The following is a 14,783-nucleotide window of genomic DNA, read 5'->3' as shown; positions in this document are numbered from 1 at the left end:
CAGGCCTCATGAAGGCGGACATTCGGCCACCGCGGGACCGGCCGCACGGCCCGTGCGCCGCGAGGGGACCCGCCCACCAGGCCGTTCAGCCGTGAGGGCTCGCCGCCGCACCCGGCATTCAGCCATGGAAGGCTTTCACCGTACCTTCACCCGCCGTGTCCGGCACCGGAGTTCGGGCCAGTTCCCGCGCCAGCTCCACCAGCCCGGCGGCGCCGGAGACCTCGGTGGCGTGCAGCCGGTGGGCGCTCGGCGTCCCGCACGGCGCCTCGCGCGCGGCGGCCCGTCGGGCGGCCTCGGCGAGCATGGCCGCCTCCGAGGCGATCCGCGCCTCGTGCGCGCCGCGGCCCTCGCCGAGGGCGGCGGCGAGGGCCCGTGCCCGGACCCGGTCGTCGAAGTAGGGGGCGAGGGCGAGGAGCGCGTCGTGGATGGCGACCTCCCGCCAGTGCAGCCGTTCCTCGGGCAGCCGCCACCAGGACACGGGCGGCTTGGGGGCCACCGACACGAACCCCACGCGCGCCCACAGCGGCCGCAGCCGCCGGTGGTCCCGCAGCCCGCGTCCGTGGGCGACGGCGGCCGGCAGCAGCCGGGGCAGGACGTAGCCGGCGGAGCAGAGCAGGGCGCCGAGGGCGGCCATCGGCGGGGCGACGCTGGTGGACAGGAAGTCGAGGTCGTGGCCGGTCCAACGGGCGACGACGGCCGTGTACTTGGTCAGCTGGAAGCCGAGCAGGTCCAGCAGCGCGCCGACGAGGATCAGCAGCAGCCCGGTGCGCAGCAGGCCGGTGACCTCGCGGGCCCACTTCACGCACACCACGGCCATCGCGACGATGGCGGCGGTGTGCCCGAGCAGGTAGAGCACGATCATCTCGCGCATGTACGGCGTGTTCGCGTAGTAGGTGTCGAGGTCGGTGAGCCGCTCGACGGGCGCGTCGGCCAGCGCGAACAGCACGATCACGGCCACGATCAGCGGTCCGTACACGGCGATGCCGCCCAGCACCTGCCGCCGTACCCGCTCGGGCGGCCCGCCCCGCCAGTAGGCGAGCAGGATCAGCAGCGAGCAGCTGTACGCCGAGAGCATGCCGTACGTCAGCGGGGCGCCGAAGTTGGGGATGCCGGTGAGGTCGTTGACGGCGGCCAGGGTGACCGGCGCGGAGCAGACGAAGACGAGCGCGCCCAGGGTGATCGCGACGCAGGTGGAGGCGGTGAGGGGGTTGGGTGCGGCCGAGCGGGGCCGGCGGAACAGGACGGCGGCGGAGAGCAGGAGGACGGCGCCGGCGAGGTAGACGACGAGACTCACGCGGTCGGCCTCCGTTCGACGGCCACCGGACCGGCGTTCGCCACGGCCCCGGTCACCGCCCCCGTCACGAACTCGGGCACGGCTTCCGGCACGAACTCGGGCACCGCCACCGCCACCGCCACCGCTTCCGCCTCCGCCACCGCTTCCGCCTCGGCCACCGCCTCCGCCTCCGGTCCGGCTTCCGCCGAGACGTCCGCCACGGCCCTCGGCACACGATCGGGCACGGATTCCGTCACGGCGCCGCGGACGAGGGGTTCGCCGGCGAGCGCGTCGGCGATGCGCACCAGCGCGGCCGGGTCCGGCGCCCGCTCCAGGAACCAGGCGGACTCCCCGGCGGAACGCTCGCCGCCGTCCGGCCCGGCGTGCGCCTCCTGCCGCACGGCCGCCGCGATGACGGTCGCCCAGGCCGTCGCGGCGGCCCGCTCGGCGTCGCCGGTACGGCGCAGGGCGGCCCGCAGCGTCGCGTCGTACAGCTCGCGGTCGACGTAGGCGTCCAGGTGGGTCAGCGCGTTGTGGATGCTGGTGCGGCGCCACACCAGCCGGGTGGCCGGCCGGGCCCAGCACGGCCGGGGCAGCCGCAGGGCGTGGCGGGTGAGGACGCCGTCCAGTTCGTGTTCCAGGGGTTCGAGGCGGGCGTAGGTGTGCCGGGTCCGTCGCCATTCCGTCAGCCGGGGCCCGGCGAGCGGGACGAGGACGCCGACGACCGTCATGACCGCGCCGAGGCCGGCCGCGGCCGGGGAGGCGTCGGTGACCAGGGCGGACCAGTCGTGGCCGGTCCAGCGGGCGGCCACGGCGGTGAGCCGGGCCAGGCTGTACACAACCCCGCACAGCGAGCCGAAGCCCAGCGTCACCAGGCCCGCCCGCAGCCAGCCCCGTACCTCGCGGGCCCAGCGCAGGGCGGACACGGTGGTGACGCCGACGGCGGCGAGGTGTCCGAGCAGGTAGAGCACGATCATCTCGCGGAGGAAGGGCGTGTTCGCGTAGTAGGTGTCCAGGTCGACGCGCCGCTCCACGGGCGCGTCGCCCAGGGCGAACATCGTGACGATGCCGAGGACGACCAGCGCGTACGCCAGGATCCAGCGCCGGGCCGTCCGGCGCACCCGCGGTCCGCCCCGCCAGTGCACGATCAGCACCTGGGAGGCGGCGCTGTACCCGGTGATCGCGGCGTACGTCAGCGGCGCGGCCAGGTTGGGGGTCGCGCCGAGCCGGTTGACGGCGCCGACCGTGGGCGGGGCGCCGAGGAGGAAGCAGAGTCCGGCCAGGCCGAGCACCGCGCAGATGGAGCGCAGGTAGGGGTCGTGCCGGTGGCGCAGCAGGTCGGGGGCCCGCACCAGCAGGCCGAGCCAGAGGACGGCGGCGCTGACGTAGTGGGGCAGGCCGTTCATCCGCGGGTTCCGTTCATCCGCGGGTTCCGTTCATCTGCGGGTTCCGCGGTAGTTGAGGGCCGCGCCGATGCGTCCGGCGATGTCCTGGGTGTCGTCGCCGCGGTCGGCGTACACCGAGTCGGCGGACGCCTCCAGCCAGGTGCGCAGCCGACGGCCCATCAGCATGCCGAAGTGGTCGGCCTCCTGCTCGTCGGAGAGGGTGAAGTCGCTGCGGGCGGCGGCGGCCGGAGCGGCGCCGGGGACGGCGTCGGCCCGGCGCCGGTGCATGTGCCACACCTCGTGGCAGAAGATCACGATCTGGTGCCAGACGGCGGCCCGTTCGTCGATGACGACGTCGTCGTGGTCCGCGCCCTCCAGCCAGAGGCCGCTGGCGGTGTGCGGCGGGAACACCGCCCGGTGCACGACGATCTCGCGGCCCCGCCAGCGCGCGGCCGCCGCGACGACCGCGTCGAACAGGACCTCGGGTTCGGCCGGGACCGGCACCCGGATGGGAGCGATGAGGGTGTCGGCGAGGCGACGCATCTCCCTGTTCGTACGCACGGTTCTCCCCGTGGCTGCGCGGGCTTTCGGTCCGTGCAATATGCCAAGATCTTCGCCGTTTCAGCTACCTCCGCCCGCGCGGGCGGAGGAATTCGGCGTGAACTCGGCCGGGAGGAAGCGGCTGTAACGGATGAACGGGGTACGGCACCCCGAGGGCGTTGGCCGAAAAGATCCGGTGTCCGGCGCCCACTGTCCGTGCCTCACCTGGTTCGGCCGGTCCCGCGCCCACCAGATCCGGCCTTTGTCGACGGGTGTGCGGGACCGGTGGACGCCGGATGGAGAAGCCGCGTCCGCCCCGCGGTGCCGGCCGCACCCGTGCCGGCCGCACCCGTGCCGGTCCTCCTCACCGGGTGCCGCCCGCCGGGGCGTCGGGGCGGGCCCCGCCGGTCGGCGCACCGGCCCGGTCGGCTTCGCCCTCCGGCACCGCGGCCACCTCCTGTGCAGTGGCCACCTCCGGCACCGCGGCCACCTCCCGTGCCGCGGCCCCTTTCCGCCCCGCGGTCTCCTCCGGCACCGCGGCCCCCTCCGGCACCGCGGCCTCCGGTGCCGCCGTCCCCTCCCGCGCCGCCGCCTCCCGTACCGCCCGCACCGCCTCCGGTTGCCGCAGCGCACGCGACACCGCGCCGATGTCCCGCAGCAGGTCGGTGGTGTCGGCCTCGGCGTCGGTGTCGCGCTCCCGTCCGCGGCTCCGGGCGTCCGCCGCGTCCAGCACGGTCACCGCGGCGGCCAGCGCCTTCGCCCGGTCCGGCGGGAAGCCGAGGGCGAGGGCGGCGTCGTGGGACCGGCGGCGCAGGTCCTCGTCGACGAACCGGGCCAGTGACAGCAGCCCGTCGCGGATGAACGTCTCCCGGCGGATCAGGCGCAGTTCGGGAGCGGAGCGCAGGACGCGGGGGACCCCGCCGCCGACGACCGTCTTCATCAGCGCGTACAGCGGCCGCAGTTCGCGCACGGCGTCCCTGACCTGCCGGCGGTCGTGCAGGTACTGGCCGGCGTGCGGCAGGATGAAGCCCACCGCGATCAGGATGGCGGACAGGCAGGCCAGCGGCGGCGCCACGGCCGTGCTCAGCCAGTCCAGGTTCCGCCCCGCCCAACGGGCGCACACGGCCGTCACCTTGGCCGCGTCGAAGACCAACTGGAGTGCGTAGCCCACGCCGAGGAACTTCAGCCCCCAGCGCAGCAGGGCGTCGAGGCCGTCGGCGCGCACCCAGTTCCAGATCAGCGCGTTGGTGACCAGCGTGGCCGTGGTGTGCGCGAGCAGGTAGAGCACGATCAGTTCGCGGGCGTACGGCGTGTTCGCGTAGTACGTGTCGAGGTCCCGCAGCCGTTCCTCGGGCATCTCGGCGAGGGCGAACAGCACCCACAGCGCGGCGATGACGGCGGCGTAGGTGCCCAGGACCCAGCGCATGGCGGAGCGGGTGCGGGCGGAGCGGTCGGACAGGCCGTTGCGCCAGGTGATGATCAGCAGCAGGCACGAGCCGCAGAACGCGGTGAGCAGCGAGTACACCCAGGGCCCGGAGATGTTGGGGACGCCCGTGACCCGGTTGACCCAGGCGATCGTCGACGGCGCGACGAACACGAACACCGCGCAGGCGAGCAGCAGCAGGCCGCCGACCGCGCGCAGCAGCGGGTCGGTCCACAGCCGGATGATGCTGGGCAGTTTGATCGCCAGGGCGGCCGCGAGGATGCCCGCCGGGATCCACCAGAAGGAGGGGTAGAAGTCGTTGACGAAGCTCGCCGGCGTCACGGCCAGCGGTTCGGTGAACCGTGCCGCCGCGGGGGCCAGGTCGCTCAACGCCGTTCACCGCCCCCGCGTCCGCGGTAGCCCAGGGAGCGCTGCACGGGTTCCAGGGGTGCGGCGGTGCCGTCGCCGCCGTTCAGCAGGGGCCGCAGGGTGGCGGCGAGCCGGTGGCCGAAGTCGTCGGCCTGGGACTCGTCCTGGGCGCGGGAGCCGTTGCGGGCGGCGACCGCGAGGGCCACGTCGCGCCACGCGGGCCGTACGGCGAGGGCGCGGGCGGCCGCCGTGCCGGCGGTGTGGTGGTGATCGTGTCCGACGTGCAGGTGCCACAACTCGTGGCCGAGGATGACGAGTTGCTGTACCTCCTCGGCGCGTTCCTCCACGATGACGAGGTCGAAGTCCTCGAACTCGACCCACAGGCCGGTCACTTCGATCTCGTCGGGAAACCGCTCGAAGCGCAGCTCGACGGGCCGTCCGCCGCGCAGCGCGGACATCTCCTCGCACAGCGCGCGGGCGATCTCGCGCACTCCGGCGGGCGTCCGGGGCCGGGCCCGCAGTGCGCCGGTCAGTCGGCCGGCCAGGTGGCGCATGGCGGGGCCGGTTCTCGCGCGCCGCAGCGCCGAGGTGATCCGGGCAGCCGTCGTGCGCACGCCCGCGTCGTCCATCCGCTCCCCTTTCCCGCCGCCCCGCGGCAGCCGTTCCCGAGGCTACGCGGCCGGACGTGTCCCCGTCACGGAGAACCGGGCCCGGAACGGACGCGCGACGGGGGCGAGGCGGGCGTGGGACGGGAGCGGGGCGGGCGTGCGGTGGAGCCGAAGCGGGCGGAGGGCGGGACCGGAGCGCCACCTTGGCAGAAAGCGCTGTCAGTTCCACGCTCGGAGGTTGCCGTGAGTCCTGCCGGAACCATTGACGCGGGGGCGCATCGAACTTACGGTCCCGTTCGAAGTGGCGAGCGCGATTCGACATGTCGAACACCGATGGGTCGGACACCACCGGACAGTGAGGCGGGCCATGGGACGACCCGGAGCCGACGCGCTCGCCTCCGGTGCGGGCCGGCCTCCCGGCCCCCCTCCCTCACGTCGCACGGACGACAACGCCCCCGAAAGGACACGATGCGCACCGCCCGCTTCACCCTCGACCCCGCCTTCACCGTCGGCCGGGTCGACCCCCGTATCTTCGGCTCCTTCGTGGAACACCTCGGCCGCTGCGTCTACACCGGCATCCACGAGCCCGGCCACCCCACCGCCGACGAGGCCGGCCTGCGGCAGGACGTCCTGGACCTCGTCCGCGAACTCGGTGTCACCACGATCCGCTACCCCGGCGGCAACTTCGTCTCCGGCTACAAGTGGGAGGACTCCGTCGGCCCGGCCGAGGACCGCCCCCGGCGCCTGGACCTGGCCTGGCACTCGACGGAGACCAACCGCTTCGGCCTCTCCGAGTACATCGCCTTCCTGAAGAAGATCGGCCCGCAGGCCGAGCCCATGATGGCCGTCAACCTCGGCACCCGGGGCGTCGCCGAGGCCCTCGAACTCCAGGAGTACGCCAACCACCCCTCCGGCACGGCGCTCTCGGACCTGCGCGCCGCCCACGGCGACAAGGACCCCTTCGGCATCCGGCTGTGGTGCCTCGGCAACGAGATGGACGGCCCCTGGCAGACCGGCCACAAGACGGCCGAGGAGTACGGCCGGATCGCCGCCGAGACCGCCCGCGCCATGCGCCAGCAGGACCCCGGCGTCGAACTCGTCGCCTGCGGCAGCTCGGGCCAGTCGATGCCGACGTTCGCCGCGTGGGAGGCGACGGTCCTGGCGGAGACGTACGACCTGGTCGACCACATCTCCCTGCACGCCTACTACGAGCCGCACGACGGCGACGTGGACTCCTTCCTCGCGTCCGCCGTCGACATGGAGTCCTTCATCGAGAACGTGGTGGCGACCTGCGACCACGTGGGCGCCCGGCTGAAGTCGAAGAAGAGGATCAACCTCTCCTTCGACGAGTGGAACGTCTGGTACATGTCCCGCTGGCAGGAGCAGGCGACGACGTTCGCGCAGGACGACTGGCCCGAGGCCCCCCGCCTGCTGGAGGACAACTACAGCGTCCTGGACGCCGTCGTCCTCGGCTCCCTCCTGATCGCCCTGCTGCGGCACGCCGACCGCGTCACCGTCGCCTGCCTGGCCCAGCTGGTCAACGTCATCGCGCCGATCATGACCGAGCCGGGCGGCCCGGCGTGGCGCCAGACGACGTTCTTCCCGTTCGCGCAGGCGTCGCGCCACGGGCGGGGCGAGGTGCTCGACGTCCGGGTGGACTCACCGACGTACGAGACGCGGAAGTACGGCGAGACGGACCTGCTGCACGCGACCGCCGTCCGCGCGGAGGACGGCTCCGTGACGGTCTTCGCGGTCAACCGCAGCCGCACCGGGGCGCTCCCGCTGGAGGTGACCCTGAACGGCCTCGGGGTCTCCCGCCTTGTCGAGCACAGCGCGCTCGCCGACGCCGACCCGGACGCCCGCAACACGCTCGACGACCCCGAGCGGGTCGTCCCGCACGCGGTGGACGGTACGACGGTCACCGACGGCACGCTGCGGGCGACGCTGGAGCCGCTGTCCTGGAACGTGATCCGGCTGGCCTAGGAACCGGCCGGCCCGCAGACGGTTCTCCCCGGCCCGGCGGCCGGGGAGAACCGGTGACCGCCGCTACTTCAGCTCGTCGGCGGTGTAGTAACCGGCCAGGACGGAGCTGTAGTTGCTCTTGTCGACGCTCGCCGGCTGGAGCAGGTAGGCGGGCACGGGCTTCACGCCGTTGTCGTAGCCCCTGCGGTTGTTGATCCTCGGCGTCCTGCCCTTGAGGATGTCGTCGGCCATGTTCGCGGCGACCGTGGCCAGTTGGCGGAGGTCCTTGTAGACGGTCTGCGACTGCTCACCCGCGATGATCGACCGCACCGAGGCCAGTTCGGCGTCCTGGCCGGTGACGATGGGCAGGCGCTTGCCGCCGGAGCCGTAGCCGTACGACTTGAGCGCGGACAGGACGCCCAGGGAGATGCCGTCGTACGGCGACAGGACCGCGTCGACCCTCTCGCCGTTGTACGACGTGGACAGGATGCGCTTCATGCGCGACTCCGCGGTCGTCCCGTCCCAGCGCAGCGTGGTGATCTTGTCGAGCTTGGTCTGGCCGGACCGGACGACCAGCTGCTTGCCGTCCAGGTACGGCTGGAGGAGGTACATCGCCCCCTCGTAGAAGTACTTGGTGTTGTTGTCGTCGGGCGACCCGGCGAACAGCTCGATGGTGAACGGCCCCTTGCCGTCCGCCAGGCCGAGGCGGTCGATGATGTAGAGGGCCTGCTGCCGGCCGACCTGCTCGTTGTCGAAGGAGACGTAGTAGTCGACGTTCTTGCTGCCGAGGATGAGCCGGTCGTAGGAGATCACCGGAATGTCGGCGTCGGCGGCCTGCTGGAGCACGCCGGTCAGCGACTTGTTGTCGATGGCCGCGATGATCAGCGCGTCGACGCGCTGCTTCACCAGGTCCGCTATCTGTGTGACCTGGGCCTGCGGGTCGTCGTCCCCGTAGACCAGCTTGGTCCGGTACCCCTTGGCCTCGAGGTCCTTGACCATGCTCTTGCCGTCGGTGAGCCAGCGCTCGGAGGACTGGGTCGGCATGGCGATCCCGATGGTGCCGCCTTCGGAGCCGGAGCCGGCCGCGCTCTCCTTGCCGCACGCGGCCAGGGTCAGCGCGAGGGAGGCGCCGGTGATGATGCCGAGAGCGGCTCTTCGAGTGCGCATGGTGATCGTTCCTTGTTCTTCTCGTCGTTGAGGGAGCCAGGTACGCGGGCGCCCTGCGGGGTCCGGGCGCGCTGGACGGGCCGGACCGCGGGGAGAGGGCGCGGCGTGAGATCGGGAGACGTGCGGCGGTGCGGCCGGGCATCCGGGTCTGGTCGACGCTCGTGACGCCTCTGCCGGTGTGCACCTGTGGGTACGTGCGACCGCCGCGTTACGGCATTCCGGTCACACAGGTGCTGAGTCCGGTGGTGCTCAGGGTGCTTGCCTTCCGCCGTTCGACATCTCGACACAGGGTCGGAATGTTTGCGTGACCTTAGGAGGGAGCGTGCGGAGTGTCAACGGTTTGAACAGGAACGGTCACAGAGAAGAAGGATGTAGGGGTGCCGGTGTGAACGGGTCGAGGTGAATGGCCGGAGTTCGGCCTGGGCGCGCCCCAGGTGGCTCCCTACGCTGCGAACGCCCCGACCCTTCACAGCAACTCCATTGATTATTCACAGAGTTGGTGTGGCGGGCGGGGCGCAGCCACCCCCCTCGACCCAGGGAGAGACCATGACAGGTGGGCTCCTTCTGAGCGGCGCCGTCGCCGCTCTCGTCACCTCCGCGCTTCCCGCGCACAACCCGTCCTCCGGGTTCGTCGACCCGCCCCCGGACAAGATCGTCATCAACGTCGCCACCGTGAACGGCTCCGGCTGCCCGGCGGGCACCGCGGCCGTCGCCGTCTCCGAGGACAACACCGCCTTCACCGTGACCTACAGCGACTACCTCGCCCAGGCCGGCGGCAACTCCGACCCCACGGCATTCCGCAAGAACTGCCAGCTCAACCTGATCGTCCACGTCCCGCAGGGCTTCACCTACGCCATCGCCAGCGCGGACTACCGGGGCTTCGCCCTCCTCCAGCCCGGCGCGAGCGCCGTGCAGCGGGCCTCGTACTACTTCCAGGGCTCGTCCAGCACGGTGTACAAGAACCACACCGTCAGCGGCGCCTACAACGACAACTGGCAGGCGACCGACACCACCGACTGGGCGCAGCTCGTGTGGGCGCCCTGCGGGGTCCAGCGCAACTTCAACATCAACACCGAGCTGCGGGTCAACGCGGGCACCTCGGCGCCGGGCAAGGTCAGCTTCATGACCATGGACTCGACCGACGGCGACATCAGCACGGTGTACCACATGGCCTGGAAGGAGTGCCCCGGCAAGTCGGGGAAGTGAGGTGAGGGGGCCGCCCGCGCTGGTGCGGGCGGCCCCGCGATCACCTGCCCGCGTGGGCGACGAACTCCGCCCAGGTGGCGGGGGAGAGGGCGAGCCGGGGGCCGTCCTTGTCCTTGGAGTCACGGACGTGGACGTGGTGGGGGAGGGTGGCGACCTCGACGCAGTCGTCGCCCGAGGCGCTGCTGTAGCTGCTCTTGAACCAGGTCGGTTCGGAGGTGCTCATAGGTCTCCTCGCATCCGTCGCAACAGGCTCACGGAGTCATCGAGGGTGAGAGCCTGTGAACGCATCCTGGCATACCGGCTCTGGAGCACGCTGACCACTTTCGGCTCGGAAATCAGTTGGCCGCTTTCCTGGCCTTCGTTGTAGGCGAACCACTTGTTTTCCGGCGTCTCTGCGAGGCGAATGGGACCCTGTAGCCCCGCGTGCGAATCCCCGACAAGCGGCATGACTTGGACCTCGACGTTCCGCAGCCTGGAGACCTCCAGTACGTGATCGATGAGGTCTCGTGTCACTTCCACGCCACCGGTGCGCCGCAAGAACAGATGCTCATCGAGGATGAAGCTGAAAGCCGTGTTGGGTCGCCCGTTGAGAAGCTTCTGCCGTTCGGCCCGAGTGGCCCACAGCTCCTCGATCTCTGTGTCTTGCAACGGTGGCAACTGGGCTGCGGACAGAGCCCGCACGTATCCTTCTGTTTGCAACAGCCCAGGAATCATGCGGCATTCGTACGTAGAGAGGCAGATCGCTCGCTTCTCGAGCCGTGCCCACTGGCGGAACCAGGCCGCCATCCCCGGATTTCGAGCCAGGTGTTCGGCCGCCTTCCGCAGGGTGCCCGTGTTTCCCAGCACCCTGTCCGCAGCCTCGACCATGCCCTCGTCGGGTATCCGGCGGCCCAACTCTACTGAGGCCACCGTATGTTTGGAGTACCCGACAAGCGTCCCGAACTCCTCCCTGCTGAGCCCCTGATGTTCCCGTAAAGCCTGGACGACCGCTCCGAATGTGCACAGACTCTCTGAGGACTCCGGTTCGCTTCCCGTGCCCGCCTGCCCGTCGACCACCATGGTCACCTCCCGCGCCCCACGGTCACGCCCCGTGACGAGTACTGTCCAGCAGGTGACCGTGTACGCTCGCGCAGCGTACGCGCGTCGGACCTGGTGAACCCCCGGAGGGACCCGTCACATTGGCGGCATGACAGTACGTCCCACCCCCCAACCCCTGGTTACCGTACGTGTGTTCACGCAGCGGCTCAGTGCCACGCCGAGGGGCGCCCGCCTGGCCAGGCACCTCGCGCTGCACCAGCTGGAGCGCTGGGGCGTCCCGCACGGCACGGACGTCTCCGACGCGGTCGCGGTGATCGTGGCGGAGCTGGCGGCGAACGCGGTGACGCACGGCCGCGTACCGGGAAGGGACTTCGAGCTGCGGCTCCTCCTGATCCCGGGGAGCGTCCGGATCGAGGTCACCGACACCCGCACGGGCCCGCGCCCGCCCGGCCCCGGTGCCGTACGCCCGCCGTGCCCGCTCGGCGAGGCGGGACGCGGGCTGCTGCTGGTGGACGCGGTCGCCGCCCGCTGGGAGGTGGTGGACCGCACGCCCGCGCCGGGCAAGACGGTCCGCGCGGAGGTGGACGTACCCGGCTGGCTCGGCATCGCACGGCGGGCGGGCGCCTGACCGGGGTCGAGAACCGCCTGACCGAACACGGACGCACCCTCAACGAGGCGATCGGCCCGCTCTACGCCTGGGGGCGCGAACGGATCCGCCGCGAGGGCTTCGAGGTGGCGACGGCCGAGGCCCCGCGGCGCCGGACCGTTCCGTCCGGTCCGCCTCCCGGCCTGGGAAGCCTGTGACGGGCCGGCGCGTGCGGGCCCCGCAGGGCCTCACCCGCCGTGTGCGGCTCCGGGTCACGGGCGTGGGAAACGGGCGCGCACGGCGTCGACGCAGGTGTCCCGGGAGGTGGGGCCGCCGAACCGGAGACGGTCGTAGGCCGTGAACGCCGGTTCCAGGGCGTCGAGTTCGTCGACCAGGGCGTGCAACCGCCCGGACCACCGCGCCGAACCGGCCTCCGGCTCGTTCACCGCGGCGTCGATCGCGGCCGTCAGGTGGTCCTTGCGCCGGATGGTGGCCGGGGTCACCGAGCGCAGACAGACGTACTGTCCGCTGAGGTACGCGTCCCACTCCGCCTTCCCGGCGGCCCGGTCGGCCCAGTGAGCGGTGAACCACGCTTCGAGCAGGTCCACGCCGCCCGCCTCGTCGGCGAGGGCGAACAGGTCGGCCGGCACCATCTCGGCGCCGTCGGACCGCAGGTACCCCGGAAGCGGCAGACGCCGTCCCAGCATCAGCCGGCGGACCGCGTCGGCGTCACGGCCGTGGACCGCGCACAGTTCCTCCAGGGCGACGAACTGCGTACTGACGTACAGGTCGTCCGCACCGGTCATCGGATGGTCGCCGTTGACCTCCCGGAACCGCTCGGCGAGCTGCTGCTTCAGGTCCGTCTCCGGCACGGGGGCCTCCGGCGTCATCGGCGCGGGCCTCTCCCGCGCGGCACTCCGGACGCTACGGTCCGGACGGTTCGGCACACACCGAACCGTCGGCGGAAACCCCCGTGCCGACGTGGGACGGCCCTCCGTCAGGAGAGGCCGGAGAGCTCCTCCGGGGTGAGAGCGATCGTCCCGGCGGCGGTGTTCTCCTCCAGGCGGGCGAGAGATCCGGTGCCGGGGACGGCTCCGGCCCCGCCCGGACGACAGCGGACGCCGGCGAACGCGACGGGGCCCGCGCGTCACCGCCGCCAGAACAGGTGGTGCGTCACGCCGCTCGGGCTGGGCACGACCTCCAGGTGGAACCGGTCGCGCAGCTCGTCGGGGGACTCCCACAGGCGCAGTCCGGACTCGAGCTTCACCGGCGAGACCGCCACGTGCAGGGTGTCGACGAGGCCGGCGTCGAGGAACTGCCGGACGGTGGTGACACCGCCGCCGAGCCGGACGTCCTTGCCCCGGGCCGCCTCCCGCGCCTGTTCGAGGACCGTGGCGGCGTCGCCGTCGACGAAGTGGAAGGTGGTGTCGGAGAGCGTGAACGACGGACGCGCGTGGTGGGTCATGACGAACACCGGCGTGCGGAACGGGGGCTCCTCCCCCCACCAGCCGCGCCACTCGTCGTCCTGCCAGGGCCCGCGCTGGGGCCCGAACTTGTTGCGGCCCATGATCTCGGCACCGATGTTGCGCGCGAAGTCCCGCGTGAAGTAGTCGTCGAGGCCCCGGCTCCCCCCGGGATCCGTGCGCATGGGCCAGCTCGCCGTGGCACCGGCCCACGCGAACAGCCTCTCGGGACGATCGTGGCCGAACGGCCGTTCCAGGCTCTGGTGTTCACCGGCACCGATCCCGTCGCTCGAGAGGCAGAAGTTCATCACTCGCAGCAATTGAGCCACCGTTTTCCTCACCAGGTCCTGTCGCGTCGTCGTGCGGGGGGACCCCGCGCGCCATGACGTCGAACGGGACGTCGCCGGACCGACAGCCGCCGGCGGCTTCGTTCCGGGACGCGTCAGGGCACAGCGGGGGCTGCGCACCCGTGCCCTGCCGGAGAACCCCGTGCCGGTGAGGTGCGCGTCGCTCTCCTAACGTGTGCGGATGAACGAGGTCACGTGGACAGGGGTGCGCGATCGGGTGATCGGGCTCGCCCACCCGGGGCGGCCGACCACCGCCGAGTTCGCCGGCCGGCCCTTCGCGGCCGAGGCGCTGCAGAGCGAGCTGGACGCGCTCGACGCACAGGAGCCCGAGCGGGACGCCTGCACGGACGACGACGCGTTCCGCCGCGCGCACGCGGCCCGGGACGCGCGCCACGAGGAGCTGTACGACGCCCAGGAGGCGGGCGTGGTCTTCCTCGCGGAGCAGGGCTGCGCCTACACGTCGCTGCTGGTCATGACGGGCCCGCACCGGGGCACCGTCCGGGAGGACCTCGGACCGGCGGACCGGGGCATCGAGCCGACCGGCCTCGACTTCGCCCGGTGGTAACGCGGATGGCTGGAGCGCACCGAGCGGCAACTCGGCATCGCACCGGCCGCACCGCCCCGCTGAGCGCCGCAGCGGCTGGATGAGTGTGCGACGCCCAGGGCGAGGACCGCGGTCCGGCCCGCGGCGGGAACCTGTCGGCGAAGTCGACGTCCGGCACCGGGGAGCCATGGGCCCGGTGTCAGAAATTGCTTTGCCGGCCCCGTGGGGCTGAGGCAGCATCCCGGTCATGGGACAACAGCCTGCCGATGTGCTTCGCTTCGACCGGGTCGAGCTGCGCCGGTGGCGCGTCGACGACATCGAGACCCTGGACCGGGTGATCACGGAGTCGCGTGATCACCTGCTGCCGTGGATGCCCTTCGCGGCCACCCACGACCGGAAGCAGGGGGAGCGGTTCCTGGCCCACGCCGAGGAGCAGTGGGCCTCGGGACAGGAATACCACTACGCGATCACCTCGGGTGGAGTGGTGGTCGGCAGCTGCGGACTGCATCGCCGGATCGGCCCCGGCGGTCTGGACGTCGGGTACTGGCTCCATCACGCCTGGACGGGTAAGGGGCTGGCCACCATGGCCGCGGCCGCCCTCGTGCAGGCGGGACGGGAGCTGCCGGGCATCGATCGCGTCGAGATCCACCACGACGAGGCCAATTCCGCGAGTGGTGCCGTTGCCCGCCGCCTGGGCTTCACCGAGGTCGAACGGGTGCGCGTGCCGGAGGGGCCGGAAGCTCCCGGCGAGACGGGCGTCCACGTGAGATGGCGCCTTCGGACATGACCCTCGCCCGGCCCGTCGGCGGGGTGCCGCCCGGCTCGCCGGGCGAGGGCGCACCGTCGGCCCCGACGTGCGACTGGGCGCCCTT

The 14,783-nt window shown here is 72.2% G+C and carries 15 protein-coding genes; 5 read left to right on the top strand and 10 right to left on the bottom strand.

Translation table 11 applies throughout. The features are described 5' to 3' along the window. Positions 1-118 precede the first annotated feature (118 nt). The 5 genes from ACH4N1_RS01905 to ACH4N1_RS01885 all read right to left on the bottom strand — a co-directional run bounded on the left by ACH4N1_RS01905 (position 119) and on the right by ACH4N1_RS01885 (position 5,619). Positions 119-1,294, bottom strand: a complete 1,176-nt coding sequence (locus tag ACH4N1_RS01905; protein ID WP_398093800.1) for an MAB_1171c family putative transporter — start codon at positions 1,292-1,294, stop codon at positions 119-121. Next, complete coding sequence (locus ACH4N1_RS01900) at positions 1,291-2,679, bottom strand: MAB_1171c family putative transporter (RefSeq protein ID WP_398093798.1); 1,389 nt, start codon at positions 2,677-2,679, stop codon at positions 1,291-1,293. The genes ACH4N1_RS01905 and ACH4N1_RS01900 overlap by 4 nt, the downstream gene beginning before the upstream one ends. 30 nt (positions 2,680-2,709) lie before the next feature. Continuing rightward, the gene (locus ACH4N1_RS01895; RefSeq protein ID WP_398093796.1) at positions 2,710-3,219 is read right to left on the bottom strand and encodes a toxin; all 510 of its coding nucleotides are present in this window, start codon (positions 3,217-3,219) and stop codon (positions 2,710-2,712) included. Positions 3,220-3,562: 343 nt separating this feature from the next. Beyond that, the gene (locus tag ACH4N1_RS01890) at positions 3,563-5,011 is read right to left on the bottom strand and encodes a DUF6545 domain-containing protein (protein WP_398093795.1); all 1,449 of its coding nucleotides are present in this window, start codon (positions 5,009-5,011) and stop codon (positions 3,563-3,565) included. Then, positions 5,008-5,619 carry a toxin-antitoxin system, toxin component family protein gene (locus ACH4N1_RS01885; RefSeq protein ID WP_398093794.1) on the bottom strand — a complete coding sequence of 204 codons (612 nt, stop codon included), beginning with the start codon at positions 5,617-5,619 and terminating at the stop codon, positions 5,008-5,010. Before ACH4N1_RS01885 ends, ACH4N1_RS01890 begins: the two co-directional genes overlap by 4 nt. Before the next feature lie 447 nt (positions 5,620-6,066). Between ACH4N1_RS01885 and ACH4N1_RS01880 the strand changes: the two genes are divergently transcribed. Continuing rightward, on the top strand, positions 6,067-7,581 hold the full coding sequence (locus tag ACH4N1_RS01880; RefSeq protein WP_398093792.1) for an alpha-N-arabinofuranosidase: 1,515 nt from the start codon (positions 6,067-6,069) through the stop codon (positions 7,579-7,581). Between the two features lie 63 nt (positions 7,582-7,644). On the opposite strand, the gene chvE is transcribed toward ACH4N1_RS01880, so the two are convergent. Then, entirely contained in the window at positions 7,645-8,727 is a 1,083-nt protein-coding gene (gene chvE, locus ACH4N1_RS01875) for a multiple monosaccharide ABC transporter substrate-binding protein (protein ID WP_398093790.1), read from the bottom strand. A 546-nt stretch (positions 8,728-9,273) separates the two neighbouring features. Between chvE and ACH4N1_RS01870 the strand changes: the two genes are divergently transcribed. Then, positions 9,274-9,933 (top strand): DUF4360 domain-containing protein, encoded by a 660-nt coding sequence (locus ACH4N1_RS01870; protein ID WP_398093789.1) that lies wholly within the window; start codon positions 9,274-9,276, stop codon positions 9,931-9,933. Positions 9,934-9,973: 40 nt separating this feature from the next. Here ACH4N1_RS01870 and ACH4N1_RS01865 read toward each other — a convergent pair whose 3' ends face one another. Both ACH4N1_RS01865 and ACH4N1_RS01860 read right to left on the bottom strand, forming a co-directional pair. Beyond that, positions 9,974-10,156, bottom strand: a complete 183-nt coding sequence (locus ACH4N1_RS01865; protein ID WP_398093787.1) for a DUF397 domain-containing protein — start codon at positions 10,154-10,156, stop codon at positions 9,974-9,976. After that, complete coding sequence (locus tag ACH4N1_RS01860; protein ID WP_398093786.1) at positions 10,153-10,992, bottom strand: helix-turn-helix domain-containing protein; 840 nt, start codon at positions 10,990-10,992, stop codon at positions 10,153-10,155. The genes ACH4N1_RS01865 and ACH4N1_RS01860 overlap by 4 nt, the downstream gene beginning before the upstream one ends. Positions 10,993-11,119: 127 nt before the next feature. On the opposite strand from ACH4N1_RS01860, the gene ACH4N1_RS01855 reads away from it, so the two are divergent. Next, positions 11,120-11,599 (top strand): ATP-binding protein, encoded by a 480-nt coding sequence (locus ACH4N1_RS01855; RefSeq protein ID WP_398093785.1) that lies wholly within the window; start codon positions 11,120-11,122, stop codon positions 11,597-11,599. A 230-nt stretch (positions 11,600-11,829) separates the two neighbouring features. Here ACH4N1_RS01855 and ACH4N1_RS01850 read toward each other — a convergent pair whose 3' ends face one another. After that, on the bottom strand, positions 11,830-12,447 hold the full coding sequence (locus ACH4N1_RS01850; protein ID WP_398093784.1) for a DUF6058 family natural product biosynthesis protein: 618 nt from the start codon (positions 12,445-12,447) through the stop codon (positions 11,830-11,832). Positions 12,448-12,704: 257 nt separating this feature from the next. Continuing rightward, complete coding sequence (locus tag ACH4N1_RS01845) at positions 12,705-13,349, bottom strand: dihydrofolate reductase family protein (protein ID WP_398093782.1); 645 nt, start codon at positions 13,347-13,349, stop codon at positions 12,705-12,707. A gap of 199 nt (positions 13,350-13,548) precedes the next feature. Between ACH4N1_RS01845 and ACH4N1_RS01840 the strand changes: the two genes are divergently transcribed. Next, positions 13,549-13,932, top strand: a complete 384-nt coding sequence (locus tag ACH4N1_RS01840) for a hypothetical protein (protein WP_398093781.1) — start codon at positions 13,549-13,551, stop codon at positions 13,930-13,932. Positions 13,933-14,158: 226 nt separating this feature from the next. Then, complete coding sequence (locus ACH4N1_RS01835; protein ID WP_398093780.1) at positions 14,159-14,698, top strand: GNAT family N-acetyltransferase; 540 nt, start codon at positions 14,159-14,161, stop codon at positions 14,696-14,698. Positions 14,699-14,783: the final 85 nt, after the last annotated feature.

It is taken from the genome of Streptomyces sp. NPDC017202, from assembly GCF_044331705.1.
In the GTDB taxonomy this organism is placed as follows: Bacteria; Actinomycetota; Actinomycetes; order Streptomycetales; family Streptomycetaceae; genus Streptomyces.
This window is presented reverse-complemented; position numbering and strand designations above follow the sequence as displayed.